Annotated in this window: 27 protein-coding genes and 1 riboswitch; of the genes, 9 read left to right on the top strand and 18 right to left on the bottom strand. The window is 39.5% G+C overall.

The annotated features are described in order from the left end of the window. Positions 1 to 68: 68 nt before the first annotated feature. Both thiD and H605_RS0102825 read right to left on the bottom strand, forming a co-directional pair. Positions 69 to 896, bottom strand: coding sequence for a bifunctional hydroxymethylpyrimidine kinase/phosphomethylpyrimidine kinase (gene thiD / locus H605_RS0102830; RefSeq protein ID WP_029052801.1), 828 nt, complete (start codon positions 894 to 896; stop codon positions 69 to 71). A gap of 184 nt (positions 897 to 1080) precedes the next feature. After that, positions 1081 to 2427: a dihydrolipoyl dehydrogenase family protein gene (locus H605_RS0102825; protein WP_029052800.1), complete on the bottom strand. Its 1347-nt coding sequence runs from the start codon at positions 2425 to 2427 to the stop codon at positions 1081 to 1083. A 156-nt stretch (positions 2428 to 2583) separates the two neighbouring features. Between H605_RS0102825 and H605_RS17310 the strand changes: the two genes are divergently transcribed. Next, positions 2584 to 3099, top strand: coding sequence for a cupin domain-containing protein (locus H605_RS17310; protein WP_051210449.1), 516 nt, complete (start codon positions 2584 to 2586; stop codon positions 3097 to 3099). A 46-nt stretch (positions 3100 to 3145) separates the two neighbouring features. Here H605_RS17310 and H605_RS0102815 read toward each other — a convergent pair whose 3' ends face one another. From H605_RS0102815 to H605_RS0102780, 8 genes are all read right to left on the bottom strand, one after another. After that, positions 3146 to 3508 carry a rhodanese-like domain-containing protein gene (locus H605_RS0102815; protein WP_051210448.1) on the bottom strand — a complete coding sequence of 121 codons (363 nt, stop codon included), beginning with the start codon at positions 3506 to 3508 and terminating at the stop codon, positions 3146 to 3148. A gap of 197 nt (positions 3509 to 3705) precedes the next feature. Beyond that, positions 3706 to 4587 carry a 3-hydroxyacyl-CoA dehydrogenase family protein gene (locus H605_RS0102810; RefSeq protein ID WP_029052798.1) on the bottom strand — a complete coding sequence of 294 codons (882 nt, stop codon included), beginning with the start codon at positions 4585 to 4587 and terminating at the stop codon, positions 3706 to 3708. Between the two features lie 192 nt (positions 4588 to 4779). Next, positions 4780 to 5160, bottom strand: coding sequence for a DUF3887 domain-containing protein (locus H605_RS0102805; RefSeq protein WP_029052797.1), 381 nt, complete (start codon positions 5158 to 5160; stop codon positions 4780 to 4782). A 153-nt stretch (positions 5161 to 5313) separates the two neighbouring features. Then, entirely contained in the window at positions 5314 to 5904 is a 591-nt protein-coding gene (locus tag H605_RS0102800; RefSeq protein WP_029052796.1) for a class I SAM-dependent methyltransferase, read from the bottom strand. A gap of 223 nt (positions 5905 to 6127) precedes the next feature. Beyond that, positions 6128 to 6454, bottom strand: a complete 327-nt coding sequence (locus H605_RS0102795; protein ID WP_029052795.1) for a monothiol bacilliredoxin BrxC family protein — start codon at positions 6452 to 6454, stop codon at positions 6128 to 6130. 168 nt (positions 6455 to 6622) lie between these two features. Continuing rightward, complete coding sequence (locus H605_RS0102790; protein ID WP_029052794.1) at positions 6623 to 6844, bottom strand: small acid-soluble spore protein Tlp; 222 nt, start codon at positions 6842 to 6844, stop codon at positions 6623 to 6625. 92 nt (positions 6845 to 6936) lie between these two features. Next, positions 6937 to 8988, bottom strand: coding sequence for an acyltransferase family protein (locus H605_RS0102785; protein ID WP_248681196.1), 2052 nt, complete (start codon positions 8986 to 8988; stop codon positions 6937 to 6939). Positions 8989 to 9204: 216 nt separating this feature from the next. After that, positions 9205 to 9732, bottom strand: coding sequence for a D-glycero-alpha-D-manno-heptose-1,7-bisphosphate 7-phosphatase (locus H605_RS0102780; protein ID WP_029052792.1), 528 nt, complete (start codon positions 9730 to 9732; stop codon positions 9205 to 9207). A gap of 261 nt (positions 9733 to 9993) precedes the next feature. On the opposite strand from H605_RS0102780, the gene H605_RS0102775 reads away from it, so the two are divergent. The 3 genes from H605_RS0102775 (at position 9994) to H605_RS0102765 (ending at position 12214) form a co-directional block, all read left to right on the top strand. Beyond that, the gene (locus tag H605_RS0102775; protein WP_276324875.1) at positions 9994 to 11355 is read left to right on the top strand and encodes an MDR family MFS transporter; all 1362 of its coding nucleotides are present in this window, start codon (positions 9994 to 9996) and stop codon (positions 11353 to 11355) included. A gap of 163 nt (positions 11356 to 11518) precedes the next feature. Further along, on the top strand, positions 11519 to 11728 hold the full coding sequence (locus H605_RS0102770) for a helix-turn-helix transcriptional regulator (protein WP_037561497.1): 210 nt from the start codon (positions 11519 to 11521) through the stop codon (positions 11726 to 11728). Next, positions 11729 to 12214, top strand: coding sequence for a hypothetical protein (locus tag H605_RS0102765; protein ID WP_029052789.1), 486 nt, complete (start codon positions 11729 to 11731; stop codon positions 12212 to 12214). A 102-nt stretch (positions 12215 to 12316) separates the two neighbouring features. On the opposite strand, the gene H605_RS0102760 is transcribed toward H605_RS0102765, so the two are convergent. The 3 genes from H605_RS0102760 to H605_RS0102750 all read right to left on the bottom strand — a co-directional run bounded on the left by H605_RS0102760 (position 12317) and on the right by H605_RS0102750 (position 14020). Further along, on the bottom strand, positions 12317 to 12832 hold the full coding sequence (locus tag H605_RS0102760) for a QueT transporter family protein (RefSeq protein WP_099639603.1): 516 nt from the start codon (positions 12830 to 12832) through the stop codon (positions 12317 to 12319). 154 nt (positions 12833 to 12986) lie between these two features. Beyond that, positions 12987 to 13742, bottom strand: coding sequence for a 3-oxoacyl-ACP reductase (locus tag H605_RS0102755; protein WP_029052787.1), 756 nt, complete (start codon positions 13740 to 13742; stop codon positions 12987 to 12989). A 56-nt stretch (positions 13743 to 13798) separates the two neighbouring features. Beyond that, positions 13799 to 14020 carry a DUF2829 domain-containing protein gene (locus tag H605_RS0102750; RefSeq protein ID WP_029052786.1) on the bottom strand — a complete coding sequence of 74 codons (222 nt, stop codon included), beginning with the start codon at positions 14018 to 14020 and terminating at the stop codon, positions 13799 to 13801. A gap of 216 nt (positions 14021 to 14236) precedes the next feature. Continuing rightward, positions 14237 to 14336: riboswitch (purine riboswitch) on the top strand. Positions 14337 to 14388: 52 nt separating this feature from the next. On the opposite strand from H605_RS0102750, the gene H605_RS0102745 reads away from it, so the two are divergent. Together H605_RS0102745 and H605_RS0102740 are read left to right on the top strand one after the other, a co-directional pair. Further along, complete coding sequence (locus H605_RS0102745) at positions 14389 to 15552, top strand: MFS transporter (protein WP_029052785.1); 1164 nt, start codon at positions 14389 to 14391, stop codon at positions 15550 to 15552. 85 nt (positions 15553 to 15637) lie between these two features. Beyond that, complete coding sequence (locus H605_RS0102740) at positions 15638 to 15955, top strand: DUF3784 domain-containing protein (RefSeq protein WP_029052784.1); 318 nt, start codon at positions 15638 to 15640, stop codon at positions 15953 to 15955. 274 nt (positions 15956 to 16229) lie between these two features. Here H605_RS0102740 and H605_RS0102735 read toward each other — a convergent pair whose 3' ends face one another. Further along, positions 16230 to 16748 (bottom strand): hypothetical protein, encoded by a 519-nt coding sequence (locus tag H605_RS0102735; protein ID WP_029052783.1) that lies wholly within the window; start codon positions 16746 to 16748, stop codon positions 16230 to 16232. Positions 16749 to 16831: 83 nt separating this feature from the next. Here H605_RS0102735 and H605_RS19535 point away from each other — a divergent pair, with 83 nt between their 5' ends. Next, the gene (locus tag H605_RS19535; protein WP_255407670.1) at positions 16832 to 16957 is read left to right on the top strand and encodes a hypothetical protein; all 126 of its coding nucleotides are present in this window, start codon (positions 16832 to 16834) and stop codon (positions 16955 to 16957) included. 56 nt (positions 16958 to 17013) lie between these two features. On the opposite strand, the gene H605_RS0102725 is transcribed toward H605_RS19535, so the two are convergent. From H605_RS0102725 to H605_RS0102710, 4 genes are all read right to left on the bottom strand, one after another. Further along, complete coding sequence (locus tag H605_RS0102725; RefSeq protein WP_029052782.1) at positions 17014 to 17391, bottom strand: PH domain-containing protein; 378 nt, start codon at positions 17389 to 17391, stop codon at positions 17014 to 17016. Positions 17392 to 17613: 222 nt separating this feature from the next. Continuing rightward, the gene (locus H605_RS0102720) at positions 17614 to 19521 is read right to left on the bottom strand and encodes a PTS fructose transporter subunit IIABC (RefSeq protein ID WP_029052781.1); all 1908 of its coding nucleotides are present in this window, start codon (positions 19519 to 19521) and stop codon (positions 17614 to 17616) included. 16 nt (positions 19522 to 19537) lie between these two features. Further along, positions 19538 to 20452 carry a 1-phosphofructokinase gene (gene pfkB / locus H605_RS0102715; RefSeq protein WP_029052780.1) on the bottom strand — a complete coding sequence of 305 codons (915 nt, stop codon included), beginning with the start codon at positions 20450 to 20452 and terminating at the stop codon, positions 19538 to 19540. After that, the gene (locus H605_RS0102710) at positions 20449 to 21201 is read right to left on the bottom strand and encodes a DeoR/GlpR family DNA-binding transcription regulator (protein WP_029052779.1); all 753 of its coding nucleotides are present in this window, start codon (positions 21199 to 21201) and stop codon (positions 20449 to 20451) included. The genes pfkB and H605_RS0102710 overlap by 4 nt, the downstream gene beginning before the upstream one ends. A 117-nt stretch (positions 21202 to 21318) precedes the next feature. On the opposite strand from H605_RS0102710, the gene H605_RS0102705 reads away from it, so the two are divergent. Then, the gene (locus tag H605_RS0102705; protein ID WP_029052778.1) at positions 21319 to 21585 is read left to right on the top strand and encodes an HPr family phosphocarrier protein; all 267 of its coding nucleotides are present in this window, start codon (positions 21319 to 21321) and stop codon (positions 21583 to 21585) included. Then, entirely contained in the window at positions 21585 to 23300 is a 1716-nt protein-coding gene (gene ptsP / locus H605_RS0102700) for a phosphoenolpyruvate--protein phosphotransferase (protein ID WP_029052777.1), read from the top strand. The genes H605_RS0102705 and ptsP overlap by 1 nt, the downstream gene beginning before the upstream one ends. Positions 23301 to 23588 lie beyond the last annotated feature (288 nt).

The raw sequence follows: 23588 nt of genomic DNA, 5'->3' as shown, positions 1-23588 counted from the left end.
CTTTCGGAGTGCAGGGAAACGGGGTGAGATAGTTATGTCCCAGCCTCTATTGATGCTTGTTCTTGAATTCAATCCTGCTCAATAGTTACTTTACAACTCGTCTCGTCATATTTGCCATATGCCGCGTGATAGGTTGGCCCTACGCCTTGCTTGAAAGTCAAGGAATGGCGAATGCCTGCTGTGATGAACTTTTTCGCTTCAATCACGGCATCTGGTACCGTTTGTCCCTTTGCCAAGCCTGCCGCGATCGCAGCAGAGTAACTGCAACCGGCACCATTGGTATTCAGCGTGTCAATTCTTGGAGCTTCAAGTACATAGAACTGTTCTCCGTCATACAGCACATCCACTGCGGGTCCTTCCAGCCTTCCACCTTTCACTAATACGAACTTCGGTCCAAATGTAAACAAACGACGTGCAGCTTCTTTTAAATCAGCTACAGATCCCAATTCCATACCACCCAATAAGTAAGATGCTTCGGGCATATTTGGCGTAATAACCGTTGCAAGAGGAATCAATTGCTTCTGCATCGCTTCCATTGCATCGTCTTTCAACAACGCAGAGCCCATCTTTCCAATCATTACGGGATCTACTACTATATTTTGAATGTCGGACTGCTGAATCCACTTCGTGACATTGACAATAATTTCTTTCGTAAACAACATGCCAGTCTTCATTGCATCTATACCAATATCTTCTTCTATCGTCACTAATTGTGCTTCAATCGCTTCCCAAGATTGCGGGAATATACCTTGTCCAGTACGTGGATTCCTGGCAACAATTGCTGTGACCGCTGTTGTACCAAACACATCAAATTCCTGGAATGTTTTCAAATCAGCTTGAATTCCTGCCCCTCCACGTGCAGCGGAACCAGCGATAGTTAATGCTCGCTTGATCATCGTCTCTTTTCCTCCTGTCTTAGATGTAATTCATAAATTAGTAATTATATACGTGCATCATTGTACAGGATAACGTGAGGAGGTTTAAAGAGTCAATTTCATCGTTCGGTACAAGGCCCTGTATATTTCCCATCAACTAAAAACTCCCTATCCACTTGTAAGATAGAGAGTTGTTTGAATTTATTTACAACATATAGGAAATATCAGATGCTATAGTTGGATACGCAAATGGCATTTGCTTTAATTCTAAGATAGGAATTTGGAAACGAATGGCTAATGCAAAGAGATTAATCAGTTCATCGGCTCCACCACCTAAGAAATGAGCACCGAGTACGACGTCTTTCTCTTGATCGATTATTACTTTAAATGCTGCGGCCCGTTCATTTGTCCGTTTATATGTGAACCACTCGGTCATATTTTGTGATTTTACATATATTTTTAAACCCGAGTCTATTGCTTCTTGTTCGCTCATTCCGACAGATGATAATTTAGGAACGGTGTAGACAACAGATGGAATAACGGGATAATTGGCCGTTTTGTTATTTCCTTTTAGCAAATTTGAAGCGACAACATGTGATTCAGTTGTTGCGACGGGTGTCAAAGGAGGCGCATCACTTGAAGCGACATCTCCAGCCGCATATACATGTGGATTACTAATGCTTTGCATGAATTCATTGACACACACGCCTTGTTTATCGCGCTTTACATTTCCTTTTTCCAAATCAATATCTAATGCCGGTGCGCGTCCTGCCCCATGTACAACGAGATCTGCTTTCCACTCTACTTGGCGATCATCTTGTTCTCCTTTGACCACAAATGAATTGCCGCATTTCTCTATTCCATTTACCGGTGTGTTCAAATGCACATGAACGCCAATTTCTTCAGTACGTTTAATGAGCATTTTTACTAAATCTTGATCAAAATGCTTCAAAGCGCTTTCACTTCTATGCAAAATATGCACTTCTGAGCCTGCCCTTGCAGCAAGATGTGCAAATTCGAATGAAATAAATCCGCCACCAATAAAGACGATCTTTTTTGGTAGAGCTTCCAGTTCCATGAACTCATCGCTCATCGTCAAATATTCTTCACCTTCGATATTCATCTCAAAAGGTTTTGCCCCCGTGGCAATTAAGATATGCTTCCCTTTTAATACATCTGAACAAACCTTCAATTCTGTTTCACATTGGAAGTGCGCCTTGCCGTGATAGATATCAATTCCTAATTTCTCGAATTTTTCTTCCGTGTCCTCAGGTATCGACTGAGTAAATGTTCGTTTGAATTCCATTAATTCAGTCCAATTGATTTTGCTATCTTCTTCAATCCCTTTTCCTTGCATACGTTTATTCCAATCAATTAGTTCAGCAGCTCCCACCAATACTTTCTTCGGATCACAACCTCGCTGAGAACAGGTACCGCCAAATGGCCGGTCATCGATAATTGCAACGCTCCAGCCTTCCTTCTTACATTTTGTTGCTGTGATGGAACCTGCACTACCTGTTCCAATTACAAGCAAATCATATTCTTTGACCATACTCTATCTCCTCCAACTATTCTTGCTCATTCTGTTCACCCATTCTATAATCAACTACCCTTTATTGACCCTTATCACACTTGGAAACAATTATACAATTAAAATCACGTTACTTTCCTACGTACATACTATATAACAGCACACAGGAAAGGTCGTATGAAAATGATTTCAAATAATCCTCAGTACGCAGCGAATGTGAATACTAGTCCCTTTTTCAAGAAAAATGATAAGAACTTTATTAATATTTTGAGCAGTAAGCAATTAAACACATTAGATCATTTGTCGATGTTGGATATCTTCCTTAGTAAAGATCATATTATTGAACCCCATTATCATCCAAATGCTTCCGAACTGACCTATTGTGTTTCAGGCTCGGCTACTATTTCTATGATGAATCTTGACACGAAAATCTTTCAACATTATAAAATTGTGGCGGGTCAAGTCGTTAACATTCCACAAGGATGGTGGCACTACCAAATCGCCCATACCGATGATACACATCTGCAAGGTATATTTAATGTGAATATTCCCGAGGTCGTCTTAGGTTCCGATATTCTAACCGCTACACCAGCGGACGTTTTCGCTTACTCCTATGGGTTAGATGAACAACAATGGGCTGCCAATGTAAAAGCTATTTCCCCTTCGCAATTAATAGGTCCACCAACGAAATAAGCATTTACAAAAAGCGACGGTAAGTATCCCGTCGCCTGTTCTTTCATTATTCCACCGGACCTAGCCAAGTAGACATACCTTCAGAAACATTGATCACGTCGTATCCTTCTTCAAACAAAATTCCACTTGCTGTTTGCGAACGACTTCCACTACGACAAACGATTACATACTTCTGATCTTTATCTAAGCCCGCTCTTTCACCATTTTGTAGTTGCGATAATGGCATATTGATTGCACTCACCATATGACCTTCATTGTATTCATCTACTTCGCGCACATCCATCACTAACGCGCCTTTCTTTTGTAAGGCTTCAATATCTTTTAAATCCACTGTTTCAAATGCTTTATCTGTCGATCCGCAAGCCGCCAGTAATAAAACGGTTGCGATCAACCATACTAATTTCTTCATGATTTAGCCTCCATTTTCTATTGCCAATAATTAATAAGCTTCGACTACTTCAAATCAGACTATCTTAGTCCCATTTTCTTTCAGTATATACTAACCTTTGTTGAACCCCAAATTAGATTAAACACAAAAACGACACGTAGATAGCATACATGTCGTGGTTTATACTATATATTTAAAATACCAAACGACTTTCCGTGTTACTTCACCGGTACTTCACGGTAATCATAAAACCCTATTTTAGTTTTCCTTCCAAGTTCCCCTTTATCCACCTTTTCTTTAATGCACGCAGGTGGCTTATCTCTTTCATCTCTACTTTGCTGATATTGATGCTGCATGGCCGAATACACGACGTCCGCTCCCGACATATCGATTAATTGAAATGGTCCGAGTTTATGACCAAGAGACTTTCTTATAATGAGATCAATATCTTTGAAGTCAGCAATTCCTTCTTCATATAAGTACGCTGCTTCTCGATGAATGGCACCGAGTATACGGTTCGCAACAAATCCTGAAATTTCCTTCCTCAGTAGAACCGCTGTACGTCCAATTTGTTTTGAAACTGCCATGGCGATATCCTTTGTCTCTTCAGACGTTTTTTCACTCATGACAACTTCGAGGCTGTCCATGACGAGTGGCGGGAAGAAGAAATGCATATTACATACTTTATCCGGTCTGTTCGTCACTTTGGCAATCAATGAATTCATAATAGTTGAGCTGTTCGTCGCCAATATAGCATAAGGTGGTGTCATTTCATCTAATTTTTTAAACAGCTCTTGCTTCGCTTCAAGCACTTCGACAATCGCCTCTATTACAAGATCTGCATCTTTTGTTGCTTCTTCTAACTGATCTGTAAAAGAAAGTAATGAAAAAGCTTTCTCTATAGCTGGCTCATTAATCTTACCTTTTCTTACCCAATCACTCATCAGACGCTCCAAGTTGTCCTTTGCATGTTGCAAAGCTTCCTCATTAATATCCTGCAACGTTGTTTGGTATCCACCTAGCGCACATAGCATTGCGATTTGGTGTCCCATCTGCTCTGCACCGATTACTGTAATTCTTTTCACATCGTTTGGATTCATGTTTTTACTCCCCTTTATTATTATACTAACTGGTCGGTATGTTATAAATACTATAATAACTAGTTTTCATTTCTTTAGCAAGTGTAAGTAGAGATTTAAGTATAGAGCGGATTTTAAATAAGGCGTAAGCGAAAACAATAAAAAACCCTAACAAGAAGTACGTGACTTCCGTTAGAGTTTAAATAGCTTTCATTATTTCACGAAGAACCCTGCTACTTGTTGCTGTTCATCCAATGTTATAGTGTACACTCTATTGTCTTCTTTGTATTTCGCTGTAATAGTCGCAACAAAGTATTGCTCTTTTTTAGCGATGGACTCTTTTTCAAAGCTGACGAATTCACCAGATTCCTTTACAATATCCGATACTTCTTGTAATTGCTCTACGGATAAAGCATCTTTCATCGTTGCATCAAACATAGTACGCATTTCATCAAACTTCTCTTCATTGAATAATGTGATCGTTTCTTTTGATATCTTAATATACTCTTTGGCAGCAGAATCGTCGACTTTATTTTTTCCGCATGCCGCGAGTAGGAAAACGGTTGCTATAGCAAGGATAACTAGTTTCTTCATTCTCTAACTCCTTCCGTTTAACATAGATAAAAATTAGTTGGGTAATTAAATGAACTACATATACTGCATGCTGTTAATTTGATACCAAATCTCTTAGCGTCTGAGGCCATTTGGTTAGGGCGTGTACGTCCAAATCATCCCTGAAGTTCCTACTTATCTTCTTTTACATTTAATAGACAAAAACAGGCCTTCATAGAGTGATTCGATATCTTCTACGTATATGCCTGAATTCTCGATCATTGAAAGAGTGTCTCGATTTAATTGGCAACCGTCGCAGACCTTCTCCCACAACGGATTTAATAGGTCTTGTGCTTTCGCAAGCTTAGGTTGCTTCATTTTGACATGCTCAAAAAATAAAATGGTAGCATCCCGCTTACTAACACGCTGGATTTCTTTTAATGCAAGTAGTGGATTAGGTATTGTACAAAATACTAAAGTTGAGATGACTGTGTCAAATGTATGATCGGCAAATGGTAATGATTCTGCATCTGCCTCATATAAGGTAATAGGTACATGCCCATTTCGTCCTCTTCTCATAGCTCTGCGACTCATCTGCGGATTCGGTTCAATCGCTGTTACATGTTTTGCCTGCTGATAATATGGAAAATTGATACCAGTACCTGAACCGATCTCCAGTACATTCCCTTGTGCATTACGGATTAATTCCGTTCGAACTTTTTTAAATCGAGTGACTTCAAGAGGCTTCATAGCCATGTCATAGATTTTCGGAAATACACTTTCCATTATAAGAACTCCTTTTGCTACTTTACTATTTTCTATGAGTAGTTGTTACAACTCCATTTGTCTACATGTTTTACTTATGTACATTAATAGCAGCAGTGATCTATTTCTCTATTGGTGTAGGTTTTGGACTATATATGCACGCTACTATTCAACTTCAGTGGAGAGCAACACATGCACCTTTCCATATGCATTAAGAAAGAACAATTCGAAATCCTTACGCATCTCAAACGTATTCTTTGATCGCATCTAGTAAAATCTGTTCTTTGATTTGATAGTGAGTAGCTTGCCAGATCGCTCGTTTATCTTTTAAAATTAATAATTGTGGAACTTCGTGCGGCACAGCTAAATCTGATTCAATGGCTACCGAAAGCTTTTTACTTACTTGTGTAATGACGATATAAATAGGTAATTCCGTGCGGAGTCCATCCAATTCTTTTTTAGCAGCCAAACTGCTGACAGAAGTCATGCTGGATTTAAACAACAGAAATGGTTGCTCATCCGATTTTTCAAGCAGTTCCCGCCACTCGTCAATTTTTTTTATTCTTTTCAACTTTAATTCTCTCCTTTATATAGAAAAACCTTAGATAGTATAGATACTTCTATTCTATACAGCGTACTAAATGGATTCCTCTTTTTTGCTTATTTACCTCTATCATAACAGACAGTAAAAACCCTCACTTATATAAGTGAGGGCCAACTTTTTATCGTAGCAAGTTATTTATAAATACCCATTGATTCGGGACTTGTCTTCTTCACTAATTTCTTCTTTTAAATCCTCGATACTTTCTGCTCTGCGTTCGTTTTTCTTTTTGATCTTTTCAAACTCTTTGTCCTCTGCGAACTTCATCGCATCTTCTGCCGCTTCCATATTACTAATTGTCTTATTCAATCGTACTTTGTTGTCAGCAGGATCATTCGGTTTTGGATAGTTTTTTGCCATCATATACACTCCTTTTTGAAGTTTTCGTTCTATATGATAGCATTCCCGTATCTAGATGAACTATACAATGTTCATGGCAAACACATCACTCATCATTGCGCAGGTTTCTTACTTAAGTTGTCGAATGCTTGCTGCAAAGGTACTTTTAATGCAGGTGCTAACGTTTTTGCATACTCTGCGGTAATATGGTTATCATCACGATAGACAATAATATTCCCAATGACAGGATAACAAGTCGTTTCATCACAAAAAGAGTCTGTTAAGTCTGCGAAAAACACATTAGATGGAATACCTTCTGTCACTTCCCATGGAGTTTCCTTTGCAATGGCTTGATCTCTTGGTACTGAACACTCCAACGGATCGTCTGCTTGTTCAAGGCAAACAGGAATAATTTCTTGCATACGAGGATTATCCCGTATCGCAAAGATGGTCGTAACCCCTTCAAGTCTCTTCCATTGATTCACAAATCCTCGAGGTACTTTTGGACGCTTATTCACTGTCGATGTTGTGAAAACCAAGTCAGGTGGATCTTCTAGTAACGTATCAATCAAGTTACTATTCCAAGGAATACAAGCTTTCGTTAAGTTTCCCTTAGGGTCTTCGTCAGTAAATCGACAACCATCATGACTATATAAATCAATTTTAAAATTCATTTCTTCTGCTAATTCTATTAAAGCTGGGAACCAATGACCTGAGTGAGATCCACCTACGAGCGCCAATGTGTAATCAAAGTCCTTCAAAACACCATAAGAACATTTCCTGACTTCTGTGAGGTTAGCGGACTGGCATTCCAAATCATTATAAAATTCCGGAAGATCTGTTTTAATTTCTGAAGGTGACGGGATCAAGTCTACATAAGAAACAGTTTTCATATCAAACTTTTCGGATTGAGCACCAGGGTAATCCTGTTCCTGGACAATATCAGTACTAGCAGTTGCCTTTTCTATATAAGCAGAAATAGAAAATATGGAACTACATGCAAGTACTAACATAGCTGATAATACGACGATTAGTTCCCTATTCTTCTGATTTCGGCCTATTTTTTGAACAGGTTTTTCTAATAACTTGGTAGAAATCATGGACAGCACAAAAGTTGTCACCAATAGTAAAATACCATCTCCGATAGGCACTGTTTCTGTTTCCATATAGGAACGATAGTAAATCAGCAACGGCCAATGCCATAAATACACACCATATGTAAGACTGCCTAGATAGATCAGAGGCTTTGTGGATAAAAATCGATTTACACCATATATTGTAATACTTTCAGAGGCGATTAATATTAGTAATACCCCACCAATAGGAATTAATGCCAAATAACCAGGAAACACAGTGGAGACTGGAAACAAAAATCCAGTGAGGCCAATAATGGCTAGACCTAGCCAGCCTAAGACAACGCTCAATCTTTTAGTAAAAATTAAGTATGGTGATAGTAATGCAAAAATACCGCCAATACTAAATTCCCACATCCGCGTGAATGTATTGAAATATGCAAAAGGTTGGTTCACATTTGTTTGATAAACGGAAAAAGCCAGTGAACATATAAACACTATGATCAGCGAACTAAGTAACGTCTTATATACAGGTGTTTTCAAAAAATTTCGGGCGATATAATAAATAGATGCAAGTAAAACAGGCCAGATCAGATAAAATTGACCTTGCACACTTAGTGACCAAAAATGTTGAAATGGACTTGCTAAATTATCTTTTGCTAAATAGTCAACAGAATCTAATGCTAACCGCCAGTTTTCAAAATAAAACGTGGAAGCCATCATATGCGCAATAATTTCTCCCCATTCAAACTTTGGTAGAAGAATCACCGCAAATATTCCCGTAAAAATCAAAACTATTGTAGCTTGGGGTAATAGTCTTCTCGTTAAGTTCAGAAAATATTCGATAAAATTCACTGATCCGGTTCGTTCTATTCGCGAGACGATGGACAATGTCATCAAATAACCTGAAATAACGAAGAACACATCGATTCCACCAGATACCCTACCAAACCATATATGATAAATGGCGATTAATAATGTTGCAACCGTTCGTACCCCTTCTATCTCGGGCCTAAATCTTTTATGTGGTAACTTTAGATCCGACATAACTTCCTCCGTTACATATGCTCTTTTAATTTTAAATGCATTCAATACTATATCATAAAACGATAGAAGCATTCTCTTTTTATCTGTTTATATTATAGGGTTTTGATAAGCATTAAAACAAGTGTTTTACTACGTCTCCCTTATTAACTAATCTCCATGTACGAGAAAGAACAGAAGTCTTCATGAAGAATTCTGTTCTTTCACTATATAGATCATAGGGAATTTTTCCTTTAGTTCAATTTCGTAACAATTCCCCACTTTTCACTTCACCATATCATCGATGATCCAAGGAACAGCATGAAGCAGATCTGGGAACACTGCATCTGCTATTGGATCTGTTGCACCAAGGTAAACCGTTTTAGTTCCTGCTCTTTTGCCGGCAATAATGTCTGTATCCGTATCGCCTATCATATAAGAAGTGGACAAATCTACATCATAGTTTATTGCAAGATTTTCTATTAGCTTACTATGGGGTTTGCGACAATCACAACCAGACTTTGGCTTATGCGGACAATAAACGACTTCGTCAATTATTGCACCTTCCTTTGCAAGTTCTGCTATCATATGATCATGAATGGATTTCAATTTGGATTCCTTCATGTAACCAAGCCCCACACCGCCTTGATTCGTTACAACAAATATATAATCAAACAGTTGATTCAATTGCTTAATTGCCTCCGCAACCCCCGGCAAGAAATATAGTTGATTCGGTTCATTCACAAATTTCACTCGATCTGTCAACACTTCATTGATCACGCCATCTCGATCCAGAAATACAGCTTTTTTCATGTTGGCTTTCCTCCTAAAGAAAAGATCTTATCATTGTCATATTATCCTAATTACATTCTTTTAAACGTAGTACCACCCAAGCTTCGCCAATAGATGTAGTCAAGCAAGATTATTGTGGTCTTACGAAATAACAATTAACATAACCTGTATGTTAGATATATAACGAACTCCGAATTATTTTGTGATCTGTAATTAATAATGAGGTGATGCGTGGACATGGTAAACTCACAGAAATTCGATTTTAAAAAGAACCTTCCCTTAATGATCGTACTATTATCGGGTGCGTTCATCACAATTCTGAATCAAACGCTTCTCGCTACTGCCCTTCCGCCAATTATGATAGATCTTCGGATTAGCGAAAGTACAGTGCAGTGGTTGCAGTCGATCTTCATGTTGGTCAACGGGATTATGATCCCTATTACAGCTTTTTTCATCGGAAAGTTTACAACCCGACGTCTATTTTTGACAGCGATGAGTATATTTGCTTTAGGTACACTAATCGCAGCGACTTCTCCAAATTTCTCTATATTGTTAATAGGTAGAGTTCTCCAAGGTGCGGGAGCCGGGATTATGATGCCACTCTTGCAAACTATTATGTTTTTACTATTTCCGATTGAGCAACGCGGAAAAGCAATGGGTTACTTTGGACTCGTTATTGCATTCGCCCCTGCTATCGGACCGAGCTTATCTGGTTATCTCGTAGATCAATTCCCTTGGCGCAGCGTATTCTATGTTGTTTTGCCGTTTGCTCTGTTGAATATTGTAGCCGCTTATTTCTTGCTGAAAAATGTAACGAAACTGACCAATCCCAAAATGGATTATTTATCGATCGTTCTCTCTACATTCGGTTTTGGTGGATTGCTCTACGGTTTCAGTATTGCAGGGAATACTGGTTGGCTTCATTCGAACGTTTTGATCTCGTTAATCGTTGGGGCGATTTCACTCGCTTGGTTCATTTTAAGACAATTGAAACTGGAACAACCCATTCTCGAGTTTAAAGTGTTCAAGTATGGCGTATTCACACTGGCAACTAGCCTAGGTATGATCGTATTTGCTTCCATGATTGCATCGACAGTGATTTTGCCGTTGTTCATGCAGACTATGCTTGGTTTTAATGCTCTCCACTCAGGTCTTATGCTGCTACCAGGGGCAATTGTCATGGGAATCATGAATCCAGTGACCGGTACGATATTCGATAAATATGGAGCCAAATGGTTACTACTGTCTGGCTTCACCATTTTAACGGTCACGACGTTCATGTTTGCCAACTTATCAGTAGATACAACGTTCACATATTTAGCCATATTGAACGCTGTAAGGATGTTTGGGATTGCAATGATTATGATGCCATCCACTACACTAGGGTTGAACCAGCTACCCACTCATTTAATTTCTCATGGTACTGCAATGAACAATACATTTCGACAGATTTCAGGATCCATCGGAACTGCTGCACTCGTTACAGTCATGATCACATCTGATCTGGATAACGGAACCATTGCAGGTCAAATCCAAGGTGTTAATACAGCCTTCCTCGTATCAGGTTGTATATCCATTGTAGGACTTCTATTAGCGCTGCTGATCAAGAATCCACAACTAAAAGATACAGATGCAGAGGTATAAAATGATAATAGGATGTCCAAGAAGTTGAAACACTTCTATGGACATCTTTTTTAGTGGTTCTATAACTACATCACAACTTGATATGCACATTTCTTATTTAAATTATAGTATAGTTAACTAGACATAATGTAAAGTTTAGTATACATTAAAACTAGACGAGGTGATGAATTGCGTGATTAAAAATCGAGTCAAAGAATTGCGTGCGCGAATGGATTTAACACAAGGTGCACTTGCAGAACAAGTTGGGGTTACACGACAAACGATAGTGGCATTAGAAAAAGGTAGTTATACTCCTTCTCTTTTGCTTGCCATGAACATTGCAGAAGTATTTGAGTTGTCAATTGAAGAAATTTTTTACAAGGAGGATGCTTAAATGAAGAATATTTTTATTTCTGTTACTTTACGAATCGTGCTATTCATTGCTTTAGCTATAATGGTTTTTGATTTTCTTCGGGTTGAACAAAAATTCATTCAGATGGATAGAGGATATATTGAAGGATTTACAGTACAAGTTAACACATGGCCAGGATCTTTGATGATTGCTATACTCATTCTTTTTATTATCGCTAATCTGATTCACTTTTTACGTATGCGTAAAAATAAGAATACGGATATACGTGACTTCATAACGTTCGAATACGATTCTACAGACGAACGAGCAGTGGCGAATACACGAAAAGCCATTAGTTATGCTTTTTCGGGAATATTAATTTTCTCCTTTTTCATGATTGGTTCATTCATGTTTATTCCTAACTACTTTTTGGATCATATTTGGTATCCATTATTCGCAGTAGCTTCTATTCCGATTAGTGGTTTGATTATTTATGCAATTTCATTTACCGTTTTGCAACGTGCTTAATAAGTAGATCGAATGGGTCTAACCCTATTCAATATGTAATGAGTTTATTTCTAGGAAAGAAGAAAGAGAGCATATTCACAAAATCTGCGAATATGCTCTCTTTTATTTGGACAAATCTATTTTCTTATTCAACGAGTATATAATGATTCCGCCAATTGTCATGGATAACAACTCGCCAATTCCAGCTGTCAGCCAAGTAGCCCAGAACGGGAAACCAAGCATAATAGTCAATTGGGCTGCAATGGCACACATGGACAGTGCAAACACAATAGCAGTGATTACCATTTTGACGATATCGTTTTTTATTTTCTTTGTTAGTGCACGACATATTAATAACGCGACTAACGTAGCCATCGAACCAATCGGCACATCCAATATCCAAGTGGGAGACATAAAGTTTGCGAACATGACACCTAGTGTGACACCGATCACATACCTTTTATTATACAAAGCCAGATAGTTGAACATCTCTGACAAACGCAGTTGGACTGCGCCAAAACTAATCACTGCAAAGACAAACGTCACCGCCACATACAAAGCTGCGACGAGCGCTGTTTTTGTCAGTTCATTCACCGTACTCTTACTCTTAGGTGAATCCTTAACATAAGACATACTCATTTTATTTTCTCCTTTGTGAAATAGCACAATTGCTATTCCAGTAATAACTACGACCAAAGGAAGAAAGAGCCTATCGCTCGATCAAAAGTGCCGTAGTGCAAACAGAATTTGCTTGCTTCGGTATTATAACAGAGTTCCTTGTAATACAAAAGCTTTATTTTGCAATCCAACCTCCGTCAATCGGAATAACCGCTCCATGAATATAATCCGCTGCGGAACTGGCTACGTATAATGTCAGGCTTGCAACCTCACTCGGCTGCGCCCATCGACCTGCAGGCGTTTCTTCCGCTACCCACTTCGCCATTTCACCATCGCCTTCAAAATCCGCCTTGTTCATCGGGGTCTGGATCGCGCCTGGTGCAATTGCATTCGCACGAATCCCCTCTCGGCAGTAATCCATGTCCAGTTGCTTTGTATAACCGACAATGGCATGTTTGGATGCAGTATAAGCTGCACCGCCACCGCCTGCCACAAGTCCTGCAATGGATGCCATATTGACAATGACACCTGACTTTCGAGCGATCATATGTGGCAATACTTCATTCGTCATAAAGTATGTACCTTTCACATTCGTATCCATGATTGTATCCCAAAGCGCTTCATCAGTGTCTAGAGTTTTTGCAAAACCATCGAGCACCCCTGCTGTGTTTAGTAAAATATCTATTGTACCAAACACGTTACATGCTTCTTTGACAGCGTGTGCTACTTCGTCCTTTGCACTGACACTTCCAATCGCATAGGCAAACTGTGACGGATACTCCTGTTGCAATTTTCTAAGATTCCCTTCGTTTATATCAAGCGCAAAGACATTCGCTCCATTTTCTAAAAACGCCACTGCCTGTGCGTACCCAATACCAGACGCACCACCTGTCACTACGACTGTCTTTTTTTCATATTCTGCAAATTTCATAATAGCCTCCCACATAAAAAAGCTCATGAATTCTCATGAGCTTGGATTCTTCCGATTTACTCTACGATGACCCAGTCTTCAGCTAGTAAGTCGCAAACTGTTGGTGTGAACATGGTATAGCCTTCACCCGTTACATCAATCACGAAATATGGATTTAGCTTTTTACCATCTTGTTCGCTTTCTCCTACTAGCTTCACGTATAATTCCGCTCCACCCCAGTTACTGCGTATGACTTTCTCTCCAGCCTTCAAGCGTGGCAATATTTCTTCAAATGTCATGTATATCCATCCTTTATTATTGTATTGATCCGCACAGGTTTATCGGGAAAAGTATACTTGATTATGATGTCTTTTACAACTTGAGACTATTCGAACCAGATTATGGAGCAGAATGAATATAACTTTTACACTATGTGTTAAATTCAAGATTTTTTATAAATAACCTGCTATCCAACTTGCCATATTTCACATTCCATGATAAATTGAACAATAGAAAATTTCATTACGGAATCAACATGTATAACCTCGATAATATGGTTCGAGGGTCTCTACCAGGAACCGTCAAATCCTGATTACAAAATCATTTTTGTAATCGGGATTTTTCTATTTCAAAAAATAGTGTAGGGACACTAGTAGGAGGAATTGTTTTGGATTTACGTGTTTTATTATTGGCAGTATCCGCCGTTACGGTAGGACTGGTAGAATTGGTAGTCGGCGGGATTTTGCCCGTCATTGCTGATGATTTGAATGTTTCAATCGCAACGGCTGGACAACTCATTACAGTATTCGCTCTCGTCTACGCGGTAGCAGGACCTGTATTATTGTCACTGACCGCGAAAGTGGAACGCAAGAAATTATATTTGATTACTTTGGTCGTATTCTTACTTGGAAACATCCTAACGTACTTCAGTCCGACATTCGGCTTGATGATGGCTGCTCGTGTCTTGACAGCTGCAAGTGCAGCACTCGTCATTGTGCTGTCGTTAACGATTACAGCACGAATGGTCGAGCCGCGTGTTAGAGCTAAGTCGCTTGGCTATATATACATGGGAATCAGCTCATCGCTTGTTCTAGGGGTACCCATTGGGATTGTAGTAACGAACGCATTCGGATGGCGTTCAGTGTTTTTAGGAATTGCAATCTTGACAGTAGGTTCTATTGTATTGATTGCAAAGTTTCTCGAAAAAATACCGAACGCGAAAGTGCAACCATTGTCCGTTCAACTTAAAGCTTTAGCTAATAAGAAGATATTTTTCGCTCATTTAGCGACCATGTTTATGCTCGCGGGACATTATACGGTATATGCGTATTTCACCCCCTTCCTAGAGACTACGATGAAGTTAAGCCCTTATTGGATCAGTGTATTCTACTTCCTATTTGGACTTGCAGCAGTAGCAGGCGGGGCATTTGGTGGCGGACTAGCTTCACGGCTTGGCTCGAAGAGAAGCATTTTAATCATATTAGGGGCATTTGCAATTAGTTTATTTGCACTTCCCTATTCGACATTCTCCATTCCACTTTTCATTATCTTCATGATGATTTGGGGTGGATTAAGCTGGGCTCTAGCACCTGCTCAGCAAGATTATATTATCCAAAGTGATTCGGTAACTTCCGATGTGCACCAGAGTTTCAATAACTCGGCGCTACAAGTCGGGATTGCGCTTGGATCTGGAGTTGGCGGGGTAGTCTTTAGTCAAACAGGCAATGTAACAAATATGCCGGCAGTTGGTGGCGTAATTGTGATAATCGCATTCTTATGTGCCGCGATCTCTTTATCGATGGCTGTAAAGACTCGGCAGACCGCTATGTAATGAGATAGAATGGAGTTAACTCGTCAAAGAGTTGGCTCCATTTTTTATTGGATGCCCATTCTTTGTCATGAAATGAGGAATCACTATGACCGGCCTACTTCTTGATATTGTTATCATGATTGCATTCATTGTATATGGTATAGCACTTTGGCAAGGTAAAGGAGCGTCCTTGCTGTCAGGCTATAATACGATGCCAATCGAAAAAAAGATGCGCATTAATGAACGTGCGTTATGCAAGTTCATGGCGAAAATCATGTTCGCTTTAAGTTTTTGTGTCGGCTTGTTCGCTGTGAGTGAGCTGTTAGAGGAAGATGTATACTTTATTGTAGGATTAGCACTTTTCATAGTAGTACTAGTATTTACCTTAATCTATGTCAATACAGGTAATCGTTTTAAAAAATAAGGTAGGTGTTGAATGCTGGGTAAAATAGCTTGAAAGCGTTAGAAGCTGTATAACGATTTTAAAACATCCACTTATTTGCCGTTTTTGTACGCATGATCAATTTATCCCTTATCGGTCCTTATCAAACGTGGAAGATCCAGGAATAGGCGTGCTATCGATCGGTGATCCAAGTCGTCCATCTGAAGATGGTTTAGACTATATTTGGGCTTTTACACAAACAGTATTATAGTAGTATTTGAAAAACGCTCCGTCAAAGGAAGCGTTTTTTCTTTCATTATGACACTTCTCCAATTTGCTCCATCATATCCAGTACACTTTTTAAGAATGCGCCGATTTCTCCCATATGTTCTTCAGTTAATTTTGGTTTAAAATGAATGTTGATCCTATTCATGAACCCTGGTTCTGTTTGTTCATGACGGAAGCTAAGTGTTTGTGTATAACTAATATCGTTTTCCCATACAGTACGGAGAATACTCGCAATTTCTTCACATTCTTTTTCTACATCTTGAATAAATGTGCGGACTAGTAATGTAAGCGTACAGCCCGGATCCATGTCTTGGATTTCAAGTATTTCATCCGCCAGTTCCTTAAGGGATGAATGTAATTTAAGATCGACAATGACAGACGGAAAGCCGACTCTGGTAAAACGAATGGTGAATTCTCTTGCCATCACGGCTAAATCTAGTTGATCTTTGCGATGTAAAATATGAACTGTTTGTTCCAGATTATCCAAATCATATATATGGTTTTCAAATGCGACTTTTAAGTTTTCGAATACAGTTGGATCAGACATAGCGTGGCCTCCTTATCAATTGTATGTATAATTTAGTACGATTCAGCCACCTTATACTTAAACAGTGAAAGGAAGTTATGTATATGACAAAAGATACGTCGATTGCACAATTAAGTACCGAAGATTTACATGCACTGAATCGCTTAGAAGATAAATTAGGTGTAACGCTCGTTGCGTATGAAAATGTTAATTCACCTAAAACGAAATAATGGTGAAGTGGTACTTTCTATTACAGAAAGTACCACTTCTTTAAATACGATGTACATTAAACACAAACCGTAGCTAATATTTTCTGAATATCATAAATAGCTTTATCTTTTCTAAACTGTTTTTCAATATGCGGAGTCAGTGAGCTTGATATCCAAATTTTCAATTCCGCATCCACATCAAATGTACCTGCAGTTTCTACACTATAATGAGAGATACTTTTGAATGGGACGGAATGGTATTCCACTTTCTTTCCTGTGATACCTTGCTTGTCTACGAGTATTAATCGTGTTTTCGTGAATACGATTAAATCTCGCACTAGCTTAAACGCGGCTTCCACTTCTTCGCCTTCTGCCAAGATCAAGTCTAGTTCTTTCCTCACTTCATCGTTGTTTACGACGGAAGCATTTCCTAAAAGCGCATCAAATAATCCCATTCAATTATTCCCCTTTTCTATATAGTTTTCCTCACATCACAATACACTTAGAAAATCTTTCATACTTTGTACTAGTAAGGGTATTCTAGTTCATGCGAATGTATACAGTCTGAATAGTTTACCATGTTGCTATAAAATTGGATAGAAAAAGTAAAAAGCTGGCCATGTTATGTCAACTGATGACTTTACATGGACAGCTTATAATAGATATACAAATTTTGATCAAGCAGGCTTCTTACGCAACATGCCGGCAATTAAGCCTGTAATAACAGAACCAATAATTATTGCAAGTGCATACAGTAGAATTTTACTGATTCCACCTTCAACGAGTCCCATGACGAAGATTCCTCCGTGTGGTGCGCGTAAGGCGATATCAAATGCCATCGTTAGTGCACCTGCTGTCGCTGCCCCTATTACGGAAGCCGGAATGACACGCAATGGATCAGCTGCTGCAAACGGAATAACACCTTCCGTTATGAAGCAGGCACCGAGCACATACGCCGTTTTCCCTGCTTCACGCTCTGTCTTTGTATAACGATTTTTAAATAACGTTGTCGCGATCGCCATACCAAGCGGTGGTACCATCCCACCTGCCATTACTGCTGCGATAAATTGGAAATTCTGTGCATCTAGCATGGCAATACCGAATGTGTATGCCGCTTTATTGACCGGTCCACCCATATCCACAGCCATCATTCCACCAATAACTAAACCAACTAAAATTTGATTCGTACCGCCCATCCCTTCAAGGAAAGCGGAAAATCCAGTGTATAGCTTGGCCAATTGTGGATTGATAAGCAACATAATTATTCCTGTCGCTGCAATACTGAAAACCGGATAAAACAGCACGGGTTTTAAGCCTTCTAATGAATTAGGTAAACGAGCAAATAATTTCTTAACAAGTAAAGTGATATACCCTGCTAAAAACCCTGCAATAAGACCGCCTAAAAACCCTGAACCGCCACCCACTTCATCTACACCTGAAACCGTGATGGCAATCAGACCCCCTATCATACCGGGAGCAAAACCAGGTCGATCAGCTATGCTTGAAGCTATGAAGCCAGCCAACACAGGAACCATGAGGAAGAATGCTTTTCCGCCGCCTATAGTGTTAAGCATAGCTGCAAAGGCATTATATTCAGGACTGTCTGGATTAGACGATTCGATTCCCCAGAAGAAAGAGAGCGCTATCAAAATCCCTCCACCGACAACGAATGGTAGCATATTTGATACGCCGTTCATCAAATGCTTATAAAAACCACTCTTCTTTTCACTCGATGAAGTATCTTCCTGACCTTTTTCCAGCTGATAAATTGGTGCATCTTTTTCAATTGCCCTATCCAGTAATGCATCCGTTTCATAGATAGCATCTCCGACTTTCGTCTGGATCACATGTTTTCCAGCGAATCGAGCCATCTCCACTTTCGTATCAGCTGCCACAATTATGGCATCAGCTTCTGCAATTTCTGCATCTGTTAATCTATTCTTCACACCGGATGAACCGTTCGTTTCTACTTTCAATGAAAGGCCACGTTCTTTTGCTCTCTCATTCAATTTTTCTGCAGCCATATACGTATGCGCAATACCAGTCGGACAAGCCGTAACCGCTAGCAAACGTACAGTTGATTTCTCTTCTTTAGGTGCTTGTACTTCTTCTGTTACTTCATCATCCAATTCCGACTCTTTATCATTGACTGCTTGCAATACGTCCGCTGCTGATTGTGCTGACAAGATTTTTTCACGAAATGAAGTATCCATCAAAAATTTCGCAAGTCTAGACAGTGCATCTAAATGGTCGTCGTTGGCTCCTTCGCTTGCTGCAATCATGAAAAACAAATGTGCCGGTTGGCTGTCAAGCGAGTCAAAGTCTATACCTTCAATAGAACGCCCAAACGCGATAGCAGGCGTCTGAACAGCAGCTGACTTCGCGTGTGGAATAGCGATTCCTTCACCAATACCCGTCGTACTTTGACTTTCCCGATTCAGAATATCATTGGTGAATTGTTCTTTGTCACGTAATTTCCCTGCATCATGTAACTGCTGAACCAGTTCAGATAAGACCGCATCCTTCGACCTAGACTGCAAATGAAGATTGATTGTGTCCTCTGTCAATAATTGTGTGATTTTCATAGAATAGCACCTCTTCCTATAGTTTCGTAATGATCACTTGACTCAATAATGACTCAACATCTTCCTTTTTACATAAATCGGACTGGAAAGCGGTAGCACTTCCGCTAGCAACTCCATATCTGAAAGCATTTTCTGCATGCCCATCTATAGAGTAGGATGCGATAAAACCTGATACTAGTGAATCCCCCGCACCTACTGAATTGACGAGCTTACCCTTCGGCGCAGTAGCTGCCAATGTTTCTGTAGCTGATACATAGAGTGCCCCTTCCTTACCCATCGATATCACTACATGTTGAATACCTTCACCTACTAATTTTTTGGCATAGCCAACTGCCTCTTGTTTACTATGAATGGTCTTGCCAACCAATTCTCCAAGTTCCTGTTCATTCGGCTTGATCAAGAATGGCTTAGTTATTTCCATAATCTGTTTCAATGCAGGTCCTGATGTATCCACTACGAGCCTCACTTTATTTTTTTCACAAAGTGTAGCAAGCTCGGATACGAACGACGAAGGTAAAGAGGCTGGAATTCTACCTGCGATCACTAACCAGTCGTCTTCTGTTAGTCGACTGATTCGTTCAAGAAGCCTCTGAAAATTCTTTTCATTTAAAATTGGACCAGGCCCATTTAATTCCGTTTCTTCAGTCGATTTAATTTTCACATTGATTCGAGTAATATCTGTCGTGCGAATAAAATCGGTTTTTATTCCTTCTTTTTGCAAAAAGTCCTCAATATAGTCTCCTGTGAAACCACCAATGAAACCGCATGCCACTGTTTCTGCACCTAGTCTGTGAACTACCCGTGATACGTTAATACCTTTTCCGCCTGGATAATAATACACTTCATTTGTACGATTCAGTTCTCCACGCTCAAAATTGGATAAATACGCGGTATAGTCTACTGTCGGCATGAATGTACATGTGAAGATCATTTCTGCACCACCTTTACTAACGTTTTTTCTTCCAGTTCATATAGAATGTCGTCTGGCAATTCATCAATCAGCAAGACTGCCTCTTCTATAGATAAAAATTTAATAAAACTACTTTTTTTCACTTTGGAATGATCCGCCACTATATAAGTAGTTCTGGATTGCTCTGCTGCCAAACTTTTGACAGTTGCCTCATCAGGGTCTGGAGTCGTATACCCATGAACAGGGTCCACTCCATTCGTACCTAAAAAACATTTATTGAAATGATATTGTTTCAATGAGTTCCTAGCTTGTTGTCCTACAAGTGCACCTGTTGTAGCTTTGACATAACCTCCTATTAAATAAGAGGAAATGCCTTGCTCAGTTAATGATTCAACATGAGTCAGCCCATTTGTTACAACCGTTATATTACGGTCTTTTAGAAAAGGTATCATTTGAAACGTAGTAGTACCCGCATCTAGATAGATGAAATCCCCTTCTTTGACTATACTTGCTGCCAAGGAAGCAACTTTTACCTTTTCTGAAAAATGTTTTTCCGACTTGGCTGAAATGCTTAGTTCTTGCATGTCTCGATCTGGTAACGTGGCTCCGCCGTGAATACGTTGAAGTTTATTGAGCGTTTCAAGTTCAGTTAAATCTCGTCGGATGGTAGATTCAGATGCATCGGTTGCTTCTATTAATTCTGTAATCTTCACTGTTTTATGAGTAGCTAATTTATTCAAAATTAATTCAAATCGTTCATTTGTCAGCATGTGCCCCCCACCTTTTCTATCAATAACACCATATTACTTGAATTATTCAATAAAATCTATCATAATCATTCATAAGCAGTCAAAAACATTCAAAGCAAACTACAGGAGGTTTTCGTAATGATAAAAAAACAATTCGTATTTAGCAATGGTGAAGGTCTTCACGCACGTCCAGCTTCCCAATTGGTCGCTGCCGCCACTCCTTTCAAATCAGAACTTTCACTTGAGTATAAAGAAAAGAAAGTAAACCTAAAATCTATTCTTGGTGTGATGTCACTTGGTGTCGCTGCAGGATCTACAATCACGGTGATTGCGGATGGTGAGGATGAAGGAGAAGCGATGAATAAGCTGGAGGAATTATTACGATCTGAAGGCGCACAAGACTAATGGAAAAGATCCTTCAGGGCATACCAGCCTCCAATGGTATCTCTATCGCCAAAGCCTTTCGTCTAGAAAATGCTGAGTTGACTGTACTGAAGGAATCCATTTCAGACTTGTCAGCAGAGATAGATCGTCTGCAAAGCGCACTCTCTCATTCCCGATCAGAATTGACGACTATTCAGAGACAGACACAGGAAAAGTTCAGTGAACAGGAAGCAGCTATTTTCAGTGCACATTTACTTGTTCTCGACGATCCAGATTTAAGCGCCGCTATTACAGATACCATTCAGACGCAACACGTAAACGCCGAGTATGCAGTACAAGAGGCAGCAAACTTATACGTTTCAATGTTCGAAGCGATGGATGATCCATATATGAGAGAACGCGCTGCTGATATTCGGGATGTGACGAAACGAATCCTTTCCCATTTGCTCGGAGTCAGCATTCAATCACCCAAAGCTATTACACAAGAGGTCGTTATCATTGCGGAAGACTTGACGCCTTCTCACACTGTTCAACTGAATCCTGAACTAATTAAAGGTTTCGTGACGGATATTGGGGGTCCTACTTCTCACTCTGCTATTTTAGCGAGAACACTAGAAATTCCAGCTGTTGTTGGAAGTAAAACTGCAATGGCTACGATTCAAAACGGCGAAATCATTATTGTAGACGGGGAAGCTGGGAGAGTTATTGTGAACCCTGACGCAGAAACATTAGTCGCTTATCAAGAAAAACAGCATGCATTTGCTAAACAAAAGGCAGAATGGCAATTACTTGCGAATGAGCCCGCCATTACGCTTGATAGTCATCGCGTTGAATTATCAGGAAATATTGGGACACCCGACGATGTTGAAAGTGTCTTAAAAAATGGTGGAGAAGCGATTGGTTTATTCCGCACGGAGTTTCTTTACATGGGAAAAGAACAATTCCCAACCGAAGATGAACAGTTCGAAGCCTATAAAAGCGTGCTAGAACAAATGAATGGAAAAGCTACCATTGTCCGGACTCTAGACATTGGTGGTGACAAAGAATTACCTTACTTACAGCTTCCGCATGAAGCCAATCCATTCTTAGGGCTACGTGCTATCCGTCTATGTCTCGATCACGAAGAGATGTTCAGAACACAGTTACGCGCTTTATTGCGTGCCAGTATATATGGAAACTTGCGGATCATGTTTCCGATGATCACAACGATTGATGAATTCAGGCAAGCAAAAGAAATATTCTTAGATGTAAAGCAACAACTCATCAGTGAAAAAATTGACGTGAACGAGACGATTCAACTCGGAATTATGGTTGAAACGCCAGCTGTAGCTATATTGGCTGACATATTTGCAAAGGAAGTAGATTTCTTCTCAATTGGTTCAAATGATTTAATTCAATATACGATGGCTGCTGATCGGATGAATGAACACGTTTCGTACCTCTACCAGCCATATAATCCATCTATTTTACGCTTTATAAAAATGATTATCGATGCAGCTCATAAAGAAGGTAAGATGGTAGGAATGTGTGGAGAAATGGCTCGTGACGAAACGGCAATTCCTATACTACTCGGGATGGGATTGGATGAGTTTTCCATGAGTGCATCCTCGATACTTCGTGCACGTTCACAAATCCAGAAACTATCTAAGGCCACCTTAGAAAATCAGATAGATCATATTCTTTCCCTATCTACCGCGGATGAAGTATTGCAATTCATCAAGAGTTTGGATAGCTAATACTACGTAATGGACCACTCTCTGAATCTAGATGATTCAAAGAGTGGTTTTTAATTTCTCCAACATTGTTACTCCACACAAATATCATGCGAACTTGACTCTCTTTTTGTACGCTTAGCCTTATAATTGAAAAGGAAGTGTGTGGCTGGTTAGTCGAAATACATCCACTATATATTTTAATCAGTCAATTTTTAGATAATACAACTTCATTAGGTTGTTACATCATCTCCCAAGCATCAGATATTCATATACTACAAAGAGCGGTGGGAGGTGAATGCTTTGAAAAAA

The organism is Sporosarcina ureae DSM 2281 (genome assembly GCF_000425545.1).
In the GTDB taxonomy this organism is placed as follows: Bacteria; Bacillota; Bacilli; order Bacillales_A; family Planococcaceae; genus Sporosarcina; species Sporosarcina ureae.
This window is presented reverse-complemented; position numbering and strand designations above follow the sequence as displayed.

What these genes read in the sequence shown, in the direction of transcription:
- H605_RS0102760 (WP_099639603.1), bottom strand. Translation starts at nt 12,832, where the DNA reads ATGAGTATGTCTTATGTTAAGGATTCACCTAAGAGTAAGAGTACGGTG.
- H605_RS19535 (WP_255407670.1), top strand. Translation starts at nt 16,832, where the DNA reads ATGACAAAAGATACGTCGATTGCACAATTAAGTACCGAAGATTTACAT.
- H605_RS0102720 (WP_029052781.1), bottom strand. Translation starts at nt 19,521, where the DNA reads ATGAAAATCACACAATTATTGACAGAGGACACAATCAATCTTCATTTG.
- H605_RS0102800 (WP_029052796.1), bottom strand. Translation starts at nt 5,904, where the DNA reads ATGGAAAGTGTATTTCCGAAAATCTATGACATGGCTATGAAGCCTCTT.
- H605_RS0102755 (WP_029052787.1), bottom strand. Translation starts at nt 13,742, where the DNA reads ATGAAATTTGCAGAATATGAAAAAAAGACAGTCGTAGTGACAGGTGGT.
- H605_RS0102810 (WP_029052798.1), bottom strand. Translation starts at nt 4,587, where the DNA reads ATGAATCCAAACGATGTGAAAAGAATTACAGTAATCGGTGCAGAGCAG.
- ptsP (WP_029052777.1), top strand. Translation starts at nt 21,585, where the DNA reads ATGGAAAAGATCCTTCAGGGCATACCAGCCTCCAATGGTATCTCTATC.
- H605_RS0102735 (WP_029052783.1), bottom strand. Translation starts at nt 16,748, where the DNA reads ATGTCTGATCCAACTGTATTCGAAAACTTAAAAGTCGCATTTGAAAAC.
- H605_RS0102780 (WP_029052792.1), bottom strand. Translation starts at nt 9,732, where the DNA reads ATGAAAAAAGCTGTATTTCTGGATCGAGATGGCGTGATCAATGAAGTG.
- H605_RS17310 (WP_051210449.1), top strand. Translation starts at nt 2,584, where the DNA reads ATGAAAATGATTTCAAATAATCCTCAGTACGCAGCGAATGTGAATACT.
- H605_RS0102815 (WP_051210448.1), bottom strand. Translation starts at nt 3,508, where the DNA reads ATGAAGAAATTAGTATGGTTGATCGCAACCGTTTTATTACTGGCGGCT.
- H605_RS0102710 (WP_029052779.1), bottom strand. Translation starts at nt 21,201, where the DNA reads ATGCTGACAAATGAACGATTTGAATTAATTTTGAATAAATTAGCTACT.
- H605_RS0102705 (WP_029052778.1), top strand. Translation starts at nt 21,319, where the DNA reads ATGATAAAAAAACAATTCGTATTTAGCAATGGTGAAGGTCTTCACGCA.
- thiD (WP_029052801.1), bottom strand. Translation starts at nt 896, where the DNA reads ATGATCAAGCGAGCATTAACTATCGCTGGTTCCGCTGCACGTGGAGGG.
- H605_RS0102775 (WP_276324875.1), top strand. Translation starts at nt 9,994, where the DNA reads ATGATCGTACTATTATCGGGTGCGTTCATCACAATTCTGAATCAAACG.
- H605_RS0102770 (WP_037561497.1), top strand. Translation starts at nt 11,519, where the DNA reads ATGAATTGCGTGATTAAAAATCGAGTCAAAGAATTGCGTGCGCGAATG.
- H605_RS0102805 (WP_029052797.1), bottom strand. Translation starts at nt 5,160, where the DNA reads ATGAAGAAACTAGTTATCCTTGCTATAGCAACCGTTTTCCTACTCGCG.
- pfkB (WP_029052780.1), bottom strand. Translation starts at nt 20,452, where the DNA reads ATGATCTTCACATGTACATTCATGCCGACAGTAGACTATACCGCGTAT.
- H605_RS0102825 (WP_029052800.1), bottom strand. Translation starts at nt 2,427, where the DNA reads ATGGTCAAAGAATATGATTTGCTTGTAATTGGAACAGGTAGTGCAGGT.
- H605_RS0102725 (WP_029052782.1), bottom strand. Translation starts at nt 17,391, where the DNA reads ATGGGATTATTTGATGCGCTTTTAGGAAATGCTTCCGTCGTAAACAAC.
- H605_RS0102740 (WP_029052784.1), top strand. Translation starts at nt 15,638, where the DNA reads ATGACCGGCCTACTTCTTGATATTGTTATCATGATTGCATTCATTGTA.
- H605_RS0102750 (WP_029052786.1), bottom strand. Translation starts at nt 14,020, where the DNA reads ATGACATTTGAAGAAATATTGCCACGCTTGAAGGCTGGAGAGAAAGTC.
- H605_RS0102790 (WP_029052794.1), bottom strand. Translation starts at nt 6,844, where the DNA reads ATGGCAAAAAACTATCCAAAACCGAATGATCCTGCTGACAACAAAGTA.
- H605_RS0102765 (WP_029052789.1), top strand. Translation starts at nt 11,729, where the DNA reads ATGAAGAATATTTTTATTTCTGTTACTTTACGAATCGTGCTATTCATT.